At 68.9% G+C, this 19013-nt stretch carries 14 protein-coding genes; 10 read left to right on the top strand and 4 right to left on the bottom strand.

The window, feature by feature from the left end; all coding sequences use genetic code 11:
* Positions 1–5: 5 nt before the first annotated feature.
* The 8 genes from J5X75_RS11330 to J5X75_RS11365 all read left to right on the top strand — a co-directional run bounded on the left by J5X75_RS11330 (position 6) and on the right by J5X75_RS11365 (position 12048).
* Positions 6–1319: a TldD/PmbA family protein gene (locus tag J5X75_RS11330; RefSeq protein ID WP_208467302.1), complete on the top strand. Its 1314-nt coding sequence runs from the start codon at positions 6–8 to the stop codon at positions 1317–1319.
* Between the two features lies 1 nt (position 1320).
* Positions 1321–3699 (top strand): lantibiotic dehydratase, encoded by a 2379-nt coding sequence (locus J5X75_RS11335; protein ID WP_208467303.1) that lies wholly within the window; start codon positions 1321–1323, stop codon positions 3697–3699.
* Positions 3696–4973, top strand: coding sequence for an MFS transporter (locus J5X75_RS11340; RefSeq protein ID WP_208467304.1), 1278 nt, complete (start codon positions 3696–3698; stop codon positions 4971–4973). The genes J5X75_RS11335 and J5X75_RS11340 overlap by 4 nt, the downstream gene beginning before the upstream one ends.
* Positions 4974–4985: 12 nt before the next feature.
* Positions 4986–6383: a methyltransferase gene (locus J5X75_RS11345; RefSeq protein WP_208467305.1), complete on the top strand. Its 1398-nt coding sequence runs from the start codon at positions 4986–4988 to the stop codon at positions 6381–6383.
* Entirely contained in the window at positions 6380–8848 is a 2469-nt protein-coding gene (locus J5X75_RS11350; protein ID WP_208467306.1) for a lantibiotic dehydratase family protein, read from the top strand. Before J5X75_RS11345 ends, J5X75_RS11350 begins: the two co-directional genes overlap by 4 nt.
* Positions 8845–10044 carry an SAM-dependent methyltransferase gene (locus J5X75_RS45920; RefSeq protein WP_208467307.1) on the top strand — a complete coding sequence of 400 codons (1200 nt, stop codon included), beginning with the start codon at positions 8845–8847 and terminating at the stop codon, positions 10042–10044. The genes J5X75_RS11350 and J5X75_RS45920 overlap by 4 nt, the downstream gene beginning before the upstream one ends.
* Positions 10045–10784: 740 nt before the next feature.
* Positions 10785–11243: a site-specific integrase gene (locus J5X75_RS11360; protein WP_208467308.1), complete on the top strand. Its 459-nt coding sequence runs from the start codon at positions 10785–10787 to the stop codon at positions 11241–11243.
* A gap of 40 nt (positions 11244–11283) precedes the next feature.
* Entirely contained in the window at positions 11284–12048 is a 765-nt protein-coding gene (locus tag J5X75_RS11365; protein ID WP_208467309.1) for a tyrosine-type recombinase/integrase, read from the top strand.
* Positions 12049–12112: 64 nt separating this feature from the next.
* Here the strand turns inward: J5X75_RS11365 and J5X75_RS11370 are convergent, their stop codons facing one another.
* The 3 genes from J5X75_RS11370 to J5X75_RS11380 form a co-directional block, all read right to left on the bottom strand.
* Positions 12113–12544 (bottom strand): ASCH domain-containing protein, encoded by a 432-nt coding sequence (locus J5X75_RS11370; protein WP_208467310.1) that lies wholly within the window; start codon positions 12542–12544, stop codon positions 12113–12115.
* On the bottom strand, positions 12544–14613 hold the full coding sequence (locus tag J5X75_RS11375; protein WP_208467311.1) for a GNAT family N-acetyltransferase: 2070 nt from the start codon (positions 14611–14613) through the stop codon (positions 12544–12546). The genes J5X75_RS11370 and J5X75_RS11375 overlap by 1 nt, the downstream gene beginning before the upstream one ends.
* Before the next feature lie 174 nt (positions 14614–14787).
* Entirely contained in the window at positions 14788–15747 is a 960-nt protein-coding gene (locus J5X75_RS11380) for a hypothetical protein (protein WP_208467312.1), read from the bottom strand.
* Positions 15748–15951: 204 nt separating this feature from the next.
* On the opposite strand from J5X75_RS11380, the gene J5X75_RS11385 reads away from it, so the two are divergent.
* The gene (locus tag J5X75_RS11385; RefSeq protein ID WP_208467313.1) at positions 15952–17043 is read left to right on the top strand and encodes a hypothetical protein; all 1092 of its coding nucleotides are present in this window, start codon (positions 15952–15954) and stop codon (positions 17041–17043) included.
* On the opposite strand, the gene J5X75_RS11390 is transcribed toward J5X75_RS11385, so the two are convergent.
* Complete coding sequence (locus tag J5X75_RS11390) at positions 17040–18062, bottom strand: hypothetical protein (RefSeq protein WP_208467314.1); 1023 nt, start codon at positions 18060–18062, stop codon at positions 17040–17042. The two genes, J5X75_RS11385 and J5X75_RS11390, sit on opposite strands and share 4 nt — an antisense overlap.
* 229 nt (positions 18063–18291) lie before the next feature.
* Between J5X75_RS11390 and J5X75_RS46545 the strand changes: the two genes are divergently transcribed.
* Positions 18292–18966, top strand: a complete 675-nt coding sequence (locus J5X75_RS46545) for a zinc finger domain-containing protein (protein ID WP_443607140.1) — start codon at positions 18292–18294, stop codon at positions 18964–18966.
* Positions 18967–19013: the final 47 nt, after the last annotated feature.

Raw genomic sequence — 19013 nt, forward strand, 5'->3', positions numbered from 1 at the left:
GCGCCATGCGGGACACGCTGAGCTGGGCGCACGCGGCGGTCGAGGCCGCCGCCCGGGCCGGGGCCGAGCACGCCGAGGCCTATCTGGAGACCGGTCCGTCGACCCGGGTCACCGTGCACGGCGGCCGGGTCGGCGTCAGTAGGGGCGACCGGGCCGAGAGCGCGCTGCGGGTGTGGTGCGACGGGCGGTTCGGGCTGTATTCCGGCGAGGACCTGGACCCGGTGGAACTGGCCGCCCGCGCGGTCGCCGAAACCCGGCGGCAGGGTGTGCCGGGGACGGCGTTCCTGGCCGGCCCACAGGCCGAACCGACCGGCATCGCCGCTCCCAGCGTCCTCCCGGAGGACGACCGGACCTTCGTGACCCGGCTCGCCGACGCGGTCGCCGCTGATCCCGGCCTGGCCGGATGGCACCTCAGCGCCGGCCACGTGCGGACCGCTTTCCGTCGTACGCTGGTCAACTCCGCCGGACTCGCCGTCGAGCACCAGGCCACCGCCCACGACGTCTGGGCCTGGCTGGAGGGCTCGGCCGGCCACGTGAGGGTCGCCTGCTGGGCCGCGGATGCCGGCGAACTCGATGCCACCGGACTCGCCGCACAACTCGCGGACCAGGCCACCGACCTCACCGACGACGGTCCCGCCGCCGAGGTTCCGAGCGGCCCGTGCACGGCCGTGCTGTCTCCCGCCGCGGCCGTCGACGTGGTTCGCAGCGCCGGTTCGCTGCTCCGCGCCGACAACGTTCTCGGTGACCTGCGCCCGCTCGCGGATCGGATCGGCCGCCGGATCGCCGGCTCCGCCGTGTCACTCATCGACGACGGACGCCTGCCCGGCGGCAGCCGTAGCCGTCCGTTCGACGACGAGGGCACCCCGACGGGTCGCACCGTCCTGATCGAGGGCGGCGTGCTCACCGGTTTCCTGCACACCCTGGAGACCGCGCACCGGCTCGGCCTGCCCGCGAACGGCAAGGCGGCCCGCACCTCGACCGCCAGGCTGCCCCGGCCGATGCCGTCCAACCTGTACTGCGCCGCCGGCACCGAATCCGAGGCCGAGCTGCGCGAACGGGTCGGGACCGGGCTGTGGATCACCAAGTTCGCCCGGCCCGGGCGCCTGGTCAGCAACACCGGCCGGTTCACCGCACTCGCCAACGGCCACTGGGTGTCGCCGCACGCGCCGCCGCGACGGGTCCGGCGAGTCCCGGTGACGGCGAACATCTTCCAGCTGCTGCGCAACGTGGTGGCCTGCGGCACCGACGTGGTGTTCGCCCCGCTGGCCGGCGGTACCGGTGCCCCGGCCATGCTCGTCGACGATCTGGTGGTGGGTTGAGTTGTGGCAGACGATGGACCTGATCGCGGTCCGGGCGACCGGGTTCCCGATGGAACTGCTCGACGAGTTGCGTGCCCCCGAACTCGAACCGCACATGCGGGCGATCCTCGACGCCGACGCGAATCTCGACGCTCTCGCTGAGCGGCTTCGCCAGGACCTCGCGGACACGATCAACAACCTGCGCCGTACCGGTGACCGCGTTCTGCTCCGGGAAGCCTCCCGGGCCCTGCGCCGGGTCAAATCCGGGGAACCCGTTCCGGAGGCCACCGTCGCGGTCCTCCCCACGACGACCGTCTGGAACGACGCCCTGGCCGCCCGCGAGGAGCTGATCACCACTGCCCGGAAGGTGTTCGGCAGCCACCTCGAGCGGAGCCGGGGGGCCCTGCGCAAGGTGATGTCCCGGACCGACGTACAGGAGGCGTTGCTTCTCCTCAGTCCGGCCGCGTACGACGCCGCCCGGCGCTACCTCGACGCCCCGGCGACCGCGCCGCGCACCACCCGGACCCGGGAGATCGAGCGCCGGCTCGTCTCCTATCTCCAGCGACTGTGCGGCAAGAACGAGACGAACAGCTTCTTCGGCTCGATCAACTACGGCACCATCGACACCTCCGCCGAGACGAGCCTGCGCATCGAGCGGGGGCCACAGCGGATCGCGGACCGGCATGTGCTGCCGGCCCAGTGGATGGTCGAGACGCTGGCCCGGACCATGAGCGCCGACGAGTCACTGCGCCCGCATCTGCGGCCCCGGCGAACCTCCGGACGAGCGTCGGGGACCCTCGCCGTCGCTGTTCACGAACGGGCCGACGGGCGCCGTACCGTCGCGGACATCGCCGCGGAGATCGGAACCGACCCGGCGACCGTGTGGACCGCCGTCGAAGAACTGACCCGTCGCCGGGCCGTCGACGCCGGGCCGATCGTCCCGCCGGACCTCGCCGATCCCCTGGCCTGGCTGATCTCCTGGACCACCGCGCTGCCGAGCGACTGCACGGCACGGCGGGTGTGGCTGCCGATCCTGACCGGGATCGCCCAACTGCTGACCGCGTTCGCCCAGGCCGACGTGCGGGAACGGCGACGGCTGTTCGATGTCATCGAGGAACGGTTCACCGACGTGTGCGGCCGGCCCGGGCGTCGCGAGGGCGGCAAGATGTACGCCGACCGCGGTCTGTTCTTCGAGGAGTGCCGCGGTGACATGACCGATGTCGTGATCGGCGGCCGCCTGGCGCGTGACCTGACCGAACGCCTCGAACCGGTGCTCCACCTCGCGCAGACCCACGGCATGCTGCGCTGGCGGCGCGACCAGCGGCAGGCGACCGCGCTGTGGCGGCACCTGGCCGGCGACCGCGACGAGGTGCCGGTCCACACCTATCTGCAGGCTCTCGCCGACGCCCCGCGGCACGACGAGGCGGACGAGTTGTCGGCCTTCGAGGAGTCGCTGCGCGGTCTGGTCGCGGAACGCTCGGACGGCCACGTCGCCAACCTGACCGGTTCGGATCTCCCCCGCCCGGCCCTGCCGGACATCCCCGACACCATGCACCTGACCTCGCTCGACGTGATGCTCGGCGCGACCGGCGAGGACGCGGTCGCCGCCGGCGACTACCAGTTGGTGATCGGCGAGATGCACCCGCAGCCGCTGTTGTGGGCCTTCCCGACCGGCCACTTCCTCACCGGCGAGCAGCGGGCGTCGATGCGCCGCACCCTGTACGACGCGATCGCCGCCCAGCCCGGCGCGGCGACGGCCGCCACCATCGCGCACACCCGGTCCAGCAAGGTCTACCCGTACCCGCTGCCCGGCCACGAACTGGAACTGCGCCCCCGGCTGGCCACCGCCGACGCCACCCCGGTGACCTCGGTCCGGATCCGCCGCCGCGGTGACGGTGTGTCCTGGTGGGCACCCGAGCACGGCTGGCTGCGCCTCTACGCCCCGCTGCGCCGCCGCGAGGACCGGCTCGACCCGGTCGCCCCGTTCGCGTTCCCGGCGCTCACCCTCCCCACCATCGACCTGGGAGAGCACACACCTCGCATCGTGGTCGACGGCGTGATCCTGCAGCGCCGTCGGTGGAAGGTGCCTGCCGCCGAGTTCGCGCAGCACCACGGCCGCACCGCCGACGACTTCGGGCACTACCTGGCCGCCTGGCGGGCCAAGGAACGCCGTGGGCTGCCGGCCCGGATCTACGTCAAGGTGGCCCACGAGACCAAGCCGGTCCACGTGGACTTCGCCGACGTCCTGCTCGTCGAGTTGCTGGACTCGATGGCCCGCGCCAGCGAGGTGCTGGTGTGCACCGAAGCCCTGCCCGACCCCCGCGACCAGCTGTGGCTGAGCGGCCCGGAGGGCAGGCACTGCTGCGAATTCCGCACGATCGCGTGGAGGACCCCCGAATGAGCGGCCGCACCGGATACCTGGCGTTACTGCGCAACCGCGACTACACGCTGCTGTGGAGCGGACAGGTCACCTCGTCGATCGGTGATGCGATCTACGAGGTCGCGCTGATCTGGCTGGTGCTGGGCATCACTGATCAGAGCTATGCCGCGGTCGGGCTGGTGCTGGGCGTACGCCTGGGTGCCGGCCTGCTCTCCGGTCCGTTCGCCGGGGTCTACGCCGACCGCTGGCCCCGCAAGACCATCCTGGTGGCCGGTGATGTGGTCCGCGGCCTGCTGCTGCTGGTGCTACCGCTGTCGCACGTCACCGTGGGTCTGGAGGTGTGGCACGTCGCGGTGGTGGCCGGTGGGCTGACCATCGCCCGTACCTTCTTCAATCCGTCGTTGCAGGCCAGCATCCCGCAGTTGATCGCATCCGGTCAGCTCGCCTCGGCCAACGCGTTCCTGCATGCCGCCATGCAGACCATGTACGTGGTCGGCCCCGCCGCCGCCGGACTGGCCCTGGCCCACACCTCGGCGTTGTCCTTGCTGGTCGTGGACACGGTCACCTTCTTCGTGTCCGCCGCCACCATCGCCGCACTGCGGTTGCCGCACCACCGCCCGAAGGACGCGCCGCGCACCACGGTCCTGCACGACCTGGTCGACATGGTCCGCCAGGTGTACCGCATCCCGACCGTGTTCTGGTCGATCGTGCTGTTCGCGGTCGGCCTGCTCGCGGTGGCCGGCACCCAGCGGATCGGTATGCCGGCCCTGGCCGACGAGGTGCTCGGCGGCGGCGCCACCGAGTTCGGCCTGCTGATGAGCGCGGTCGGCGCCGGAACCGTGGCCGGGTCGCTGGTGATCGGCCGGATCAACTACCGCAGCGACGCCCGGATGATGTTTCTCGGCTGGGTGGCCTGGGGCCTCTGCTTCACCCTGCTCGGTCTCAGCGGCCACCTGTGGATCGCGATCGCGATCGCCGCGCTGGCCGGGGCCGCCGAAGGCGTCACCGACGTCTGCGTCACCACCCTTCTCCAGAAGTCGGTGCCGGATCACCAACTGGGCCGGGTCTTCAGCCTCTTCTCGCTCACCGCGGCCGCCGGTGACGCCGGATCCAGCATCATCATCGGCCAGTCGCTGCGCCGCTGGAACACGGTCGGCGTGTTCGTGGTCAGCGGTCTCGTCGCCGCCGGTGTGGGTCTCGCCGGTGTGATCGTCTCCCGGCGCTGGCCGAATCCCGAACCCGAACCGCCCGCTCTACGGGAACCCACCCCGCCCACCCCGGCCGTCAACAATTAGGAGCAGCCTCTCATGAATCAGGACGCCATCGTCCTCTGGATGCGCAACGGCCACGCCCGGACCGCCGCCCTGGTCGTGGCCACCCGGCTGGGCCTGCTCGAGCGCCTCTCCCGGGCCCCCGCCGACCGGGCCACCCTGGCCAGTGAACTCGGCATCACCCCGGCCGCGGCCCGCGTCCTCACCCAGTTCCTGCACGCCGGTGGCCTGCTGACCACCACAGCTCCGGGGACGTACGCCCTGACAGCCGGCGTGGATCTGGCCGCCCTGGACGAGGCCGGCCGGGACGTGGCGGAGAACTGGGCACTCGTCGGCGACGCCGCCGAACTGCTGCGCCACGGCAAGACCGACGACCTGGCCCGGCTCTGGGCGGACATCCCGCCGGCACCGGCCGACACCACCGGTCCGGTCTGGGCGCTCGACACGATTCGGTACGGCTACCTGCGCTGCCGTGCGCTGAGCGCGGCCGTCGAGCTGGGCCTGCTCACCGCCCTGCGGGACGGCCCGCGCGGCGCCTCCGCGTTCGACGTCAACACCGACGGCGCCCAACTCGCCCTGGACACCCTGCACCACCTCGGCATCTGCGAACGTGACGGCGCCGAATACCGGCTCGGCACCGCCGCCGCGACCCTGTTCGGGTCGCCCCGAGCCGCGTCCGCGTTCGAACTCGCGGCCGGCCTGGCCCACGACTTCTGGTCCGCGCTCGGCGCCATGGACGAGGTGGCCCGCACCGGCGAACTCACCTTCGACCTCCAGGACCCGGTCGCCGCGAGCCGCTACTACCTGCGCTTGGCCCGCTACAACAGCCTGGTCTTTCCCGGGTACCTGAGGCTGGCCGAGACGGTCGCGACCGCCGTCGCCGGCCAGATCGGCAAGCCGGACGCCACCATCGTGGACGTCGGCACCGGCAGCGCGGTGTGGGCGGCCGCGTTCGCACGGACCTGGCCGTCGAGCCGGGTGCACCTGCTGGACCGGGCCTCGGTGCTGGCCCAGGCAAAGGCGAACATGACCCGGCTCGGAGTCGCCGACCGGGCCACCTTCGCCGAGAGCGACCTGATCAGCGACGAATTCGGCGACGGAACCGCCGACGTGCTCATCCTCGGCCAGATCTGCCACACCCAGCCCGAGGCGACCCTGTCCGACCTGTTCCGCCGGTGCGCCGCCGCGCTCCGGCCGGGCGGGGTGTTGCTGATCGGCGACTCGGTGCTGGAGGACTCCGGAACCACCCCGGCCGGCTATCTCGACTTCGCCATCAAGGAACTCGTCGGCACCGGCGGCGGCATCCTCACCGACGCGGAGTACCGCGAGTTGCTCGCCCAGGCCGGATTCACCGACGTGACCCTGCGCCGATTCCCCGAACTCGACGTCTTCGTCGCCGTCGTCGGAGAGAAGACTCTGGAGGTGACCCGGTGACCTGGCATCCCCTGTCCCGGATCGTGCTGCGCCGAACCGGGTTCCCGTTCGAGATCCTGGAACGCCTGGCCGTGTCCGACGGTCACACCATCGATGCCGCGGGCCAGGCTGAACTGCTCGCCGAGCGGGCCACCGGCACCGCCCTGGCCGCCTTCCCGGGCGCGGTCTCCCGCGCTCGCGAGCAGGGCCGCGCGGACACCCTGCGGACGCTGTCCAAGCTGCGCCGAGTGGTGGCCACCGGCCGCCTCGACGCGCAGCGGCTGGCCTCCGCACGCCCCGCCCTTCCGGACGACCTCGCCGCCCTGCTCGACGACGTGGTCACGGCCCGGACCTCAGCCGCCGCGGCCGAAGCCCGGCTGCGCGGGACGGTCGGCGCCGCCGAGCCGGGACTTCGGGACGCGCTGCGCGCCGCCATGACCGACCGGCTGTTCGTGGAAGCGGTGTTCCTGTCCAACCCGGACATGTACGCGGCGACCATCGCTCCGCTGGTGGCCGACCCGGCCCGTACCCCGTCCACCGCTCTGCAACGCTCCGGCTGGTCGTACCTTCAGCGGTTCGCCGGCAAGAACGACACCGCGTCGTTCTTCGGCCCGCTCAATTACGCCTCGATCGTCGACGACGGCGATCCCGCCCGGGCTCCGCTGACCGTCGAGACCGAGCCCGGCCGGTGGCGGCGGCGTGAGGTGTTCGTCAGCTTCTGGGCGGTGCAGGCCCTGGCCGCGCGCATCACCCAGGACCCGCGGATCCGGCCGTGGCTCAAACCGCATCGCCACCCGATGGTCCGGTTCGAGCGCGCCGACGGCACCTTGACCGTGCACCGGGCAGGCACCGCGACCCCCCTGCCGGGCCGGCTGGCGGAGGTCGCCGCACTGATCGACGGGAGCCGCAGCGTCCAGGAGATCGCCACGAAGCTGGGGCAGCCCCTCGAACAGACGATGGTCGCGGTCGACAAGCTGGCCGCCGCCAACACGGTGATCCATGCGATCGAGATCCCATCCACCCGGTTCCATCCGCTCACCCAGCTGATCGAGCAGGTCACCCGGCTCGACCCGAACTGCTCCGGCCGCGACCCGTGGCTCGCCGACCTGCACGGACTCGACGAGGTACGGCGCAAGCTGCGGGATGCGCCGTTCGCCGAGCGTCCCGGCCACGTCGACGAGCTGGACCGGCGATTCAGTGAGCTGACCGGCCGGCCGCCCCGACGTGGGGCGGGGGCCACCTACGCCGACCGGACCCTGTTCTACGAGGAGTGCGAGGGCACCCATCCGCGGTTCGAGTTCTCCGGGCCGTTCGCCGGGGATCTGCTGCGACGACTCGCGCCGATCATCGACCTGTCGGCGGCGCACTCCGGGCTGCTCCAGAACCACTACCGCACCCTGGGCCGGGCCCGATTCGACGCGCTCTCCCCGGACGGTACGCCGGTGCCGTACACCCGTTTCGCGCAGGTGGTGATGGCCGACCAACTGGCCGGCGAGCTGCCCAGCACCGACGACGCCGTGGAACGGTTCCGCGACCGGTTCGCCGACCTGGTCCGGGAGCGGTCCGACGGGCATGTGGCCGTGCTGAGCCGAGCGGACGTGGACGCGCTCGTCGACGGCATGCCGACTCCGGCGAACTGCCACGTGTCACCGGACATCATGTTCGCGGCGCGGGATGCGGAGGCTCTCGCCGCGGGCGACTACACGCTCGTACTCGGCGAGGTGCACCAGGTCATCTACGCGTGGGGCTCGCAGCTCTACTTCGACGAGCAGCGCGCCGTCACCGAAGCCGAGGCCGCCGCCCACGTGGCCGGCATGGACGACTACCGGGGCATGGCCATCGTGCTCACCGAGCGCAAGCACAAGGGCCTGCTGCACGAGGTACTGCCCGGCACGTTCATCGAGGTCGCGGCGCCTGCCTCGGAGACTTCACCGGACCGGGTCGCGATCGCCGACCTGGACGTGATCCCGGACGACACGACCGGGATCGCGCTGCGGCACCGGGACACCGGCGAGAAGTACGTGCTCTACATGGCCGGGGACGAGCAACTCCACCTGTGGATGCTGGCCCTGCCGCGGGTGATGCCGATCGCCGTGCGCACCGACCCGGAACACACGCCGCGGATCACCCTTGGTGAGGCCGTTTACCAGCGGGAACGGTGGACCCTGCCGGTCGAGCGTCTGGGCGCTGACTTCGCCGATCTCGACGATGCGGGCCTGCTTCAGCGTGGTGCGAAGGTGCGGGCCGAACTCGGCCTTCCCCGGACGGTCTATCTGCACGTGGCCTCCGAGCCGAAGCCGTATTACGTCGATTTCCAGGCCCCGCTCGCCCTGCGCCTGCTCCAGCACCTGGTCCGGGCCAACACGTCGGTGACCTTCACCGAGATGCTCCCCGGACCGGACGGCCTGTGGCTGCAGGAGGACGGTGAACGGTTCTGCAGCGAGTTCCGGATGACGCTGTTCCGCTACCCGGACGGCTCCGAGTGACCGATCCACGCGGAATCCGGGGCTGGCTCACGGGTCACGTCGAGGCAGCCGTCTGGGCGGCCTCGACCACCGGCCACGACCCCTTCGCCACCGCGGCCGCCGAGGCGGCCGCGGTCCTCGGCCATCGTTCGGTGCCACCGGATGCCGGGTCGCCGGCTCTGGCGAGCTGGGACGAACTGCGCTCCGGCCGAGTCGACTGGGCGCGATTACTCGCCCATGACCTCGACCATCCGGCCCGGCGTCACATCGGAGCCGCGGCTCTGCTGCACGGTGCCGCCGACGGCCTGTTCGACCGATTCCTCGCGCCGGACGCCGCCGGGGTCTCCGCACTGTCCGCGGTCGGGTGGACATCCGAGGCCACCCGGGCGTTCGAGTCGTTCGGGATGGCCATGGGCTGGTTCGTACGGCGTGACGGCCGGCTGTACAGCGACGAGATCCGGGCGCTGGCCGGTCACGGCACGATCCGGGCGTCGAGGCAGTGGCTGCGGAGGCGGCTGCGGTTCGAGCTGGACTGGTTCTGGTCACCGATCGGGCGGCTGGGGTCCGCGGTCCAGACCGGTGAGGCGCCCGCCGTGTTCGCGGCGAGCTCCGGTGCCGGCCCGTTCCGTGGAGCCTCGGCGGAGATGAACCTCCCGGCCGCACCGTTGCGGGCTCCGTTGGCGGAGGCCGTGGCCGGAATGCTGGGCCTCGGCGATCGCGGGGTCCGGATCCTCGAACTGGGCACGGGTACGGCCGTGTGGAGCCGAGCGTTCGCCGGCCACCCCGATTCCGTGGTGACGACCGTCGACCACCCTGAGGTGGGTGCGGTCGTCGCCCCCGTCGTCGAGGAGCGGTTCGCCGGCCGTTACACCTGGGTGGCCGCCGACCCGTCCACGGTGCCCGGCGGCTGTTTCGACGTGGTGGTCGTCCCCGACCTGCTGCACACCCTGGCGCCTGACGCGGTGCCCGGCTTCCTCGGGTCGGCCGCCGCGGTGCTGGCCCCCGGCGGCGTCCTGGTGATCGCCGACCCACTGGTGAACCGGGCCCGGAACGCCCCGCCCGGCCACTTGCTGATGCAGGTCAAACTGGCCGTCACCGGTGGTGGACGAGTCTGGGATGTGACCGCCTTGCGGACCGCGCTCCTGGAGGCGGGACTGTCCCCGCAGCGCCCGAGGACCGTCGGCGGCACTCAGATCATGGCCGCCCCGCGCCGCTGAACCCCCACTTCGGTGGAACGCGGCACTGGTGGCCACGACCAGAAAACGGCCGGGCGTGACGCCCGGCCGTTTCGTCATTCGATTACCGGAGGGACCGTTTTCAGTCCTTCAGCAGCTGGCGGGCCATGACGATGCGCTGAACCTGGTTGGTGCCCTCGTAGATCTGGGTGATCTACGAACACACCCATCCTGAGCTGCGAAAACTCCACTTTTGAGTGCTCGGCCCAGGATTTACCCAGGACGCCAACGAGGCCACCAGAGCGTTTGGCTCGCCTCCGCGAAGATCCCCATCGACTAAGAGCGATATGAAAATATCCAGCAACGATCAACAGCAACCAGCACGATCACCGACGGCGGCACGGATGCGGGTGCGCGACCGGAAGACTGAGCGAAAGCTTGCACTCACTCTACGCAGCGGATCCGCCCGAAATGCCACTTCGCCGAACTGACCCCAGGACGCGCCAGCGGGCGAGCCGTCGCTGCCTTCACCCCTCGGCTCACCTCACGACGATCCGGCTGGAGCGGGCGTGATAAGTCCTCGTAATCCCGACGTCGACCCTTCGAACGTGATCTTGTGGTTCGGACGAGCGCCGCGGTCTGGTAGATCACGTTGGGTGCCTTCGGTGGCGTGCGCTCGCGAGGCGGCGCGTCCTCCTCTACGTCCCGCAGCCGGCTTCCCGTCGGCGACACCCGCACTCTTGAGCGGTCGCGGCGGTGATGCCGCACCGAAGGACTTGCTCATGGCGCGTGGATGGGTCATACCCTGCACCAAAGGAACCGGCTACACCTGCTATTGGATCGACCCCGACAAGAAGCAGCGGCAGAAGTCGTTCCGCCTCAAGGGTGACGCCGACAGCTTCCGGGCGAAGAAAGAACGCGCGCTCGACACCGGCACCTATCTGGAGGCCAACCGCGGCGCCGAGACGGTCGCCGCACTGTTCGAGCGGTGGGCGACCAGCCGCGGCGTGGAGAACTCCAGCGTCCGGCAGTACCTCAGCATGCTCAACCAGGCCATCCTGCCGTTCTTCAAGGCCAAGACGATCGGGGCGCTCAAGCTCGCTGACGTGCAGGCTTGGATCCTGTGGATGCGCGACGTCAAGAGGTATGCGCCGCAGACGCTGCAGACTCGGTTCGGCTATCTGTCCTCGGCGCTGCGGTGGGCGGTCGACAACGAACGAGTTCGGTCGCAACCCGGCTAAGCGCGCCAAGTTGCCCGGCAAACGCGCCAATGTGCGCCGCATGGTCAAGGGAAAGATCATCGTGCCGAGCCTCGGCGAGATCGATGCCCTGATCAGCGCGTTCGACCCGCGGTACGCCGCGATGGTCTGGGTGATGGCCGGTTGTGGGCTGCGGGTGGCCGAGGCGATGGGCCTGTGCCACGACCAGATCGATTTCCGGCGTGGACTGCTGCACATCAACCGGCAGGTCACCGAGGACCGCGAAACGGCAAGCGGCAAGAACGCCGGCCTGCAGCTGAAGATGTACACGAAGCATCGCGACGCCGAGGACCCCGGCCGCACCGTGCCGCTGCCGAAGATCATCGCCAATGTTCTGCGAGCGCACCTCGATCAGTTCGGCACCGTTACGTGGCAGTCGTCTGAGGGACCGGTACAGCTACTGTTCCCGAGCCATCGCCGCAGCGGGCTGCTCTACCAGTACTACTTCCGGAACGAGGTATGGCGGCCGGCGTTGACCGCGTCACGGGTGTCGTTCGACCGTACGCACGCCCTGCGGCACTTCTTCGCGTCGTCGCTGCTCGCCGACAGGGTCCCGATCACCGATGTCGCCGCCTGGCTTGGTCACGCCTCGCCGGAGATCACCTACGAGTATTACGGGCACCTGATGCACGACGCCCCGGACCGTGGACGCGCCGCGATCAACAACGCGATGGCGGCCCTGATCGGAGCCGAGCCAATCAGCGGGAAAGGTCGGCAACGCCGAGGCGCCCGGCGCCTGCCCGGCACCAATGCCGATAGCTCCCGTAATCGGCCTGTTGCGGCTTGAATGTGCACCATTCCGCGGCCCGAAAGAGCACTCACCTGATCAACGGAGGCGGGCCGGTGGGCGTTCAGGCCTTGACGAGGTCATGCAAGCCCGCAGGATCACCTGCCGCGACGTAGCGGAAGCTCTGCGGCGGCTGGAACGGCGCCTGCTCGCGAAGGTGACGCAGTGGCAGTGGCTCGTTGAGCCGGTTGACTGCCTTGACGTGCAGTAGGTGCGCGTTGGCTGCTCCGTCGAGGTAGGCGTCGTACTCCTCGCGGTTGATGCCGAATTCGTCGTGGAATCGGCGCCAGCCGTCGTCCGGTGGGCAGACGGTGACTTCGCCGAGTCGGGCGGTGCCGACAACGGCCATCTGGGGGGAGCTGGCGTAGAGGATGATCGGCGTGCCGGGCACCGCGTTCACTGGGCGGCGTCGGATTTCAATGGTCTTGGTGCCGGCCAGGATGGCAGCAGCGAAACGGGGGCGTAGCGAGAGCAGCAGTGTCCGCTGATGTGTCATCAGGATCGACCTTCCTGGTAAAGGGCAGCGAACAAGGCCGCGGGTATCCGGGTGGGTTGTTGTGGCGGGCTGACTGGTCCGCCGTGTTCGAGCGCGAGGCGGCGGATAGTCTGCCTCGGGATGAGTCGTGGGAAGATCTCGGTGTTGGTAAACCGCAAGGCCTGTGCGACGCCGTCGCGGCCAGCCTGATGCACGGTGCCGCGGTCCCAGACGCCGAGGTGCTGGAATCGGTCGTAAAGTTCGTCGGCCGGGGCAGTGATGACGGCATCGAGCTGCGAGCAGGCAATGATCGCCGCCGGCTGCTGCGCAGTCTGTCCGCCCTTGCTCATGTACCACAGCAACCGCGCGGGCGCCTGTGGCTTTGTGCCGCCAGGGCTGCGGTAGTAGACGTGTTCCCGGCTGATGCCCAAAACGTCCTGGCGAGGCAGGATGCTGGCGGGAACTCCGAGCAACTGCGACGAGTACGGCTGTTGGATGGGGATGAGGTACGTCGGCAGCTCGCTGTCGACGATCTTCGCCGGCCACCAGATGCGTTCGAGTTCAGCGGCAGCGACGGCGGGCATACCAGATCTTAACGGGGCGGGTCTGGGTAATCCGGCCACCCTGGCGGCTGAACTCGCTACCTGTTCAACGTCCGAGGCCGAGCCGACAGTGTCGATGACGTAGCAGTAGAGGGTGCCGTCGGCTTCCTGGAACCCGTCGTCGACGGCGGCAAGCCGTGCTTGCGGCGACAGGTGCGAGTCCGCGATCTCGATCATAGGGAGTGCGGCGTCGCGTGCCGACTGACGTAGCCGGAGCAGCAGCTGCCTGGCGAGGGTGTCCGCGAGCGGCCGGTTCGCGACTCGCAGCAGTGGAACCCGAAGGACGCCCGCGGTGCGGGTGGTGGCATAGGCGGCTACCAGTTCCCCGGTTGGCTGGAAGATGCCGAGCCGCTGGGCGCCGCTCACGGCAAGGTTGTTGAGTGTGCTTTGCAGGTCGCGCGGGCGTTCGCTGGTGGCGTGGCTGCGGAGCGGCTCTACCATCTGGTTCTCACCGCTACGGAGGCGCCGTTCGACGTAGCCGGTGTCTTGGAGGCTGGCGGGCCGATACGACTCGGCGTGCGCCAGTTCGTCAATGTGTGTGACCACGTCAGCAGGTCGCATGATACGTAAGCCGTACCGCTCGGCCGCGCCGCCGTAGATCCTGGTCAGTTCCCGGTCATTGGTGACGAGCACGTTGAGCCCGGCGGCGATTGCCTCGGCGACGTGCTGGAGGTCGAGCAGGTCCTGCTGATCTTTCGGATCCGAGGCGTCGAGGGGGCGGGTGTGCTGCCGTAGCTGGGCGATGACCTGGCTGCGGGCGTTCGGATCCGAACGTACCGTGGCGAATCCTTGCGCTCGTTCGGTGCAGCGGGTCCGTAGGTCGCTGTCCATTCGGTCGATCTCGGTGTTCAACGCCGCGGTGCGGACGATCTCCAGCAGCCCGACGAGATGGGGCGCGAGGAGCGCATACGACTCGTCGGCGTTGGTCCGTCCGGACTCGGTGAGGTCGCGCAGGATGTTCATATCGATGGCCGCGCGTACCAGGACCGTGTCGGCGTCCGCGGACAGCAGGTTGGGGTGGCCGTGATCACGCCACCAGTCGATCAGTGGCTCACCTTTGGCGCTGCGGCCCCGTCGCTCGCCTCGCTGCGCGAAGTCGAGCTTGATCCACATTTCGCCGAGGTCGTAATCGCGGCGGCACCGCGCTGAGACCCCGAGATGATCTCGGTGACGTTCACTGACGTCCTCGACGAGCAGCCGTGCGATGCCGTTGCCGCGCCACTCGGGATCGACGCAGAGATGACTGAGCCGCACGCGTCGTCGCGCCAGCGCGTATAGGGCGTATCCCACGACGAGGTCGCCGGCGTATGCGAGCAGCAGGGTGCGCTTGTCTGCCGCATCGCTGTAGGCGGAGAACGGCATGTGGCCCAGCGTGGATCGGGCAGCGTTTCCCAGCTGGATTGCGGCGTCGATGGCCTCGCTATCGCGTGGATCCGGTCTCGCCAATCTGATCGGTTCCGGCATCTCGGTGCCCCGCTTCGCCGACATGAACGCAGTGTGCACGATCGACTGTGCCGAGTGAAAGGCGTTCAGCTCCGGCCGTCTGCAGGATTTCGCCGACAAGCCGCATTGCCCAGTGCTGTGCCGAGTAGCGGTGGCTCCCTGACCGCAGCACGGCGAGGTCTGCGAACAGGACAGTTCGCCCTGCGCCGGATCTTCGACCTACTCCCGCTCGTTTTGCAGCTGCTGGGCGAGAGCTTGCCGCTGTTCCTTGGTCAGCCGCCGTCGCAGGTCTTTCGCCGCCTGTTCAACCGGATCCGGTGGTGCCGGAGTTGCTGGCTTCCGGGGACGCACTTTCCCCAGGTTGCCCAACCGTCGGACCCCATGCACCGCACGTTCGGCACAGGCGCCATCAGAACAATGAAGACCCTTCTGCCATGGGTTACGCGAGCGATAGGCACCCGGATCGTCAACATCCTCCACCGGGATACCGTGATCGGTGCCGGTATGCCCGCAGTTCAGTTCCACCGTCCAGTTCTGGACCATCAGATCAGGCAGTGGCTCGCCGAGCGCGATGATCTCGACATCGGCGTCCGGGTCGGCGCCCTCGCAGGTGCCACAGATCAGAAAGTCGCCGACGCGGGACTCCTCGCCCTCAGCACGCCATATGTCGCCCTCGTGTCCGCACGCGAGCTGAACCGACCAGCGCGTCAGACCGAAGCCGCCGAGCTTGGCTTCGGGTTCACCCGGCACGATATAGCGCGCCGCTGTTCGGTTGTCGCCGAGTTGGCACTTCCAGGAGATCGGGCAGGGTGAGCGCTCCAGTGCCGGCTTGGCATTGGTGTCATGCCTGAGAAGCCGGAGGCCCTCGTGGCCGCATTCGAGGCTCAGCGCGTAGACGACGATCTCGGTCGAAGACGGCAGCTTTGGAAGATAGAGGTCGACAAGAAGGTTGGCGACGGCCAGACCATGCTTTTCCTCGGCAGCGCGGCGGCCCCGTTCCCTGCGCTCATTGTGAGCGGCTTCCCACCGAGGCCATTCAGCTCGGGCCTGGGCGAGCGTCACCCGGAACGGCGGCGGACCAGCAAGATCCTTCTCAAGCTTACGCAGGAAGACCTGCCGCTCCTCGCGAATGCGCTGCCGCCGTTCGGCAACATTCTTAGATTTATCGATGGCGATCACATCGCTTCAACGATCGAGGCGGTAGGCCCGCTCTCCTCCGTTCGTCCAGGACTGGTATCACCAAACGGCCTGTCTGATCTCGCGGTGCTTGTTCAGCTCACCGGGTCCCGACGAATGCCAGAAGGCGACGAGCCTGAATGCTTCCGGGTACGAGACCGTCGGGCTGGTTGACGCCCACCCTCGGCTTGGATTTGATCGACCATCGTGGAGATAACTCCGGAACTGGTCGTCGAACGTGTCCGTGCCGCAGGTGGGCGTCTGGTCCTGACCAATCTCGAACCGGACGAGTTGGCGGCTTGGCGGCGCGCGTCGAAAGCTGCCTACCTACGGTTGCTACGGGCAGGGCACGAGCGTCTGGAGCGTTCCGGGCAGCCGGGCACGCTGCGTCTGGTCCTGAAGCGCCTCGATGAGAAGCCGACGCCGCCGGATCCCGCCCAACTGGCGGCGTTACGGAAGGCACCGGAGCCGGTCCTTCCGCGGACCGGGGAGTTCGTGGACCGGGTGGTGCCGGCGCCGTCGAAGGTCGCCAACCCGCATCCGATCGCCGAGGAGTTGGTCCAGTCTCTGGACCGTTTGGATCGGTTTCTCTACGGTGCGGACTTCAGCTGGCGGGCACCGCGTCCGGGGTATCCGCTAGTCAAGATGCGCCGGATCTGGCAGGCGTTGATCAAAGAAGCAGCCTTCCGTGGCTATACAGTCCGTTTCTCGTTGGACCATCGCGACCGCTACGACCGGGGTCAACTCGTCATTGAAATCGGCCGGGACGAGTTCCCGATCGTCCTCTACGGCGACCGCAAACATACGCTGACCTTGACCATCAAGCAGAGGCATCCGAACCGGCGGCGCGGCTACGACAGCTGGGCGGAGGCCCCCGATCGGCCGCTGCACACCCGACTCGGTGAGGTGTTCACCCATATCGAGCGCTGGGCTGACCTGCTGATCCAGCAACGCGAGAAGGAACGTCAACGAGAGCGGGATGCCCGGCGCCGTCGCGAGCAGATCGAGGCCGCTGCCCGCAGCCGGTATGTCGAAGAGGATCGCCGTACGGTGCTCGCAAGGCGGATCGCCGAGGCCGATTTCGCCGACGATGCCCGTGCCTACAGCGCCGCCCTCGCGGCCGCCGCCGATCGTCTCCCGCTGCCCCGCGCCGACGACGTACGCGCCTGGGCCCACTGGGTGGGCGAGCACGCCGACCGGATCGACCCACGCCGCAAGCTCAAGGGCATGCCAGCCGAGCCCAACCCTAGCCGTGATGACCTGAAGCCGTTCCTGCCCAACAACGGCCTCTGGTACTAACCGTGATACCAGCGTCGATTCGGATGCCACGATTTCTGGGGCACGAGTGCCGATGGCATCTCCGCTATGGGCTCGGCGGACGGGTCTTCTGCTGGCTCTGTCGGCGAGGGGTCCGGCGGTGCCACTGGCGGGTCACACAGCGGATCGACCTGCGCCGCGTACGTCCGCGCCCACACCAGCCAGGAATCGTCGGCCGGCATCCCGGATGCCAGCAGTTGGTCGCAATGGTCACGGATCTGGCGGGCGAGTTTCCACGCTGCGACCTGCTCCCGCAGCACCTTATCCCGGCGTTTGATGATCTTTCGCTGTCGTTTCTGCTCGAGGCGCCGTTGCTCGGCGCGCTGTCGGGCGTCCCGCTGAGCACGGAGGTCCGACGTGCGGCGTTCCATCTCCTTCAGCACCTCGGGAAGATCGGCTTCGACGTTGCGCTGGGCATAGTCCGCCCACCGCGACACACCCTCGCCGGGACCGTCAAGCTCAACGACCAGCCGCAAGTTCCACCGTTTTCCAGTCTCCTCTGCGATCCGGACTCCGTATCGCTGGTCGGCAACCTCCACGACGACGAGCGTGTCGCGCTCACCGGACGCCACCCTGTATCCCTTGCTTGATGCCGCGTCGGCAAGGGCCTGCACGATCATCAGAGTCCGCGACCGGTTCGCCGCCGATGCCGGCAGGCGGTCCGGCTGATCACACAATCGATCAACGACCGGATGGGGATCGACCACCTCTGCCGGTACCGGGACAGCCGATGCCGCTGCCGGGCGGCGGTATCGGGCAGCAGGGTGCTCTCCCGGCCGCAACTCGATGGTCAGGTCCCCCTCGTTACGCCCGCGGTGCAGCAGGTGCCAGCCCGCTGGAACCTCACCGTTCTGCTTGACCGCGTGCAACAACCGTCGCCACGCCGCCCGTACCTCCTCGGGCGGACTTTTCACTTGAACGGCGCCGCCGCCTTCCTCGAGCAGATCGAGCAGCCCGGCAGCGGTCGATGGCGGCTTACGCCCGGCAGGCAAACTCAACATGTCGACCATTTTCGATGACCGAGTTTCGGCAAGTCCACCGCGGCAGCGACATTTCCCCGAATCGGGAGTCAGCAACCAGCTGTAGGCCGGACGGTCGGGCAGCCTTACCGACCTCCCTCTGTAGGTCTCGGTCCTTGCCCGACTGCGCAGGGCGAAGGCCCTCCATGTTGCCCTCGTACAGGCTCTTGCTGGCGAACCGTTTCCAGACGTCATCCGCAGGAGCATTCCGATGACCATCCGCCTGCGAACTCCCGGCGCAGAGCCCGCTGCGTTGCCTCACGGCTCCGCAACTCGCGAACGGTGTCAACTACGCTGTACCGCCGGTCCTGCGACCTACGCTGGTCCGGTGACCTACCCAGCGCGGTCCGGCAGTTACCCGACAGATTATGGACCCCGGAATCGCATCCAGAATGAGGAGCACCTCCGACGGATCGCCGAAGCCTTGGAACGCATCGCCGACGCGGTCGCCGGCCCGGTGGCCCGCACCGAGGCTGACCCGTTGCCAAGCTACCCCGTCATCGCAGAGGACGGAACCGATCCGACGTGGGCTGGCAGGTCCGAGCCTCACATTGCCTGCTGGGACGGGTCGCTTTACCTCGCCGTGTGTACCCGCTGCCCAGCGAAACCGGGCCAGGTCGTCGATCCCAGTGATTCCTCCACCTGCTTGGAGTACGCAGATTCGTCCTATGACCTGGACGAGCAACGTGCCGCACTGACCCGCCACCTCGGCCACCATCTCAAGCTTGAGGACCCCACCGCTGCGTTACCGATCTGGACGTGGTCAGATCAGCCTTGCTCCCGCTGCCACGCGCCGATCGGACAGAAATGCCGCACCGCGGCGGGACGGCCAAGCACCGCCGTTCACGCCGCACGCTGGCAAGACCATAGTCCTCAATATTGGTGAATTTCTCAGCAACGATGCGTCAACCCGCTGATCGTGCCTTTCGTACC

Source organism: Actinoplanes flavus (assembly GCF_017592555.1).
Lineage (GTDB): Bacteria > Actinomycetota > Actinomycetes > Mycobacteriales > Micromonosporaceae > Actinoplanes > Actinoplanes flavus.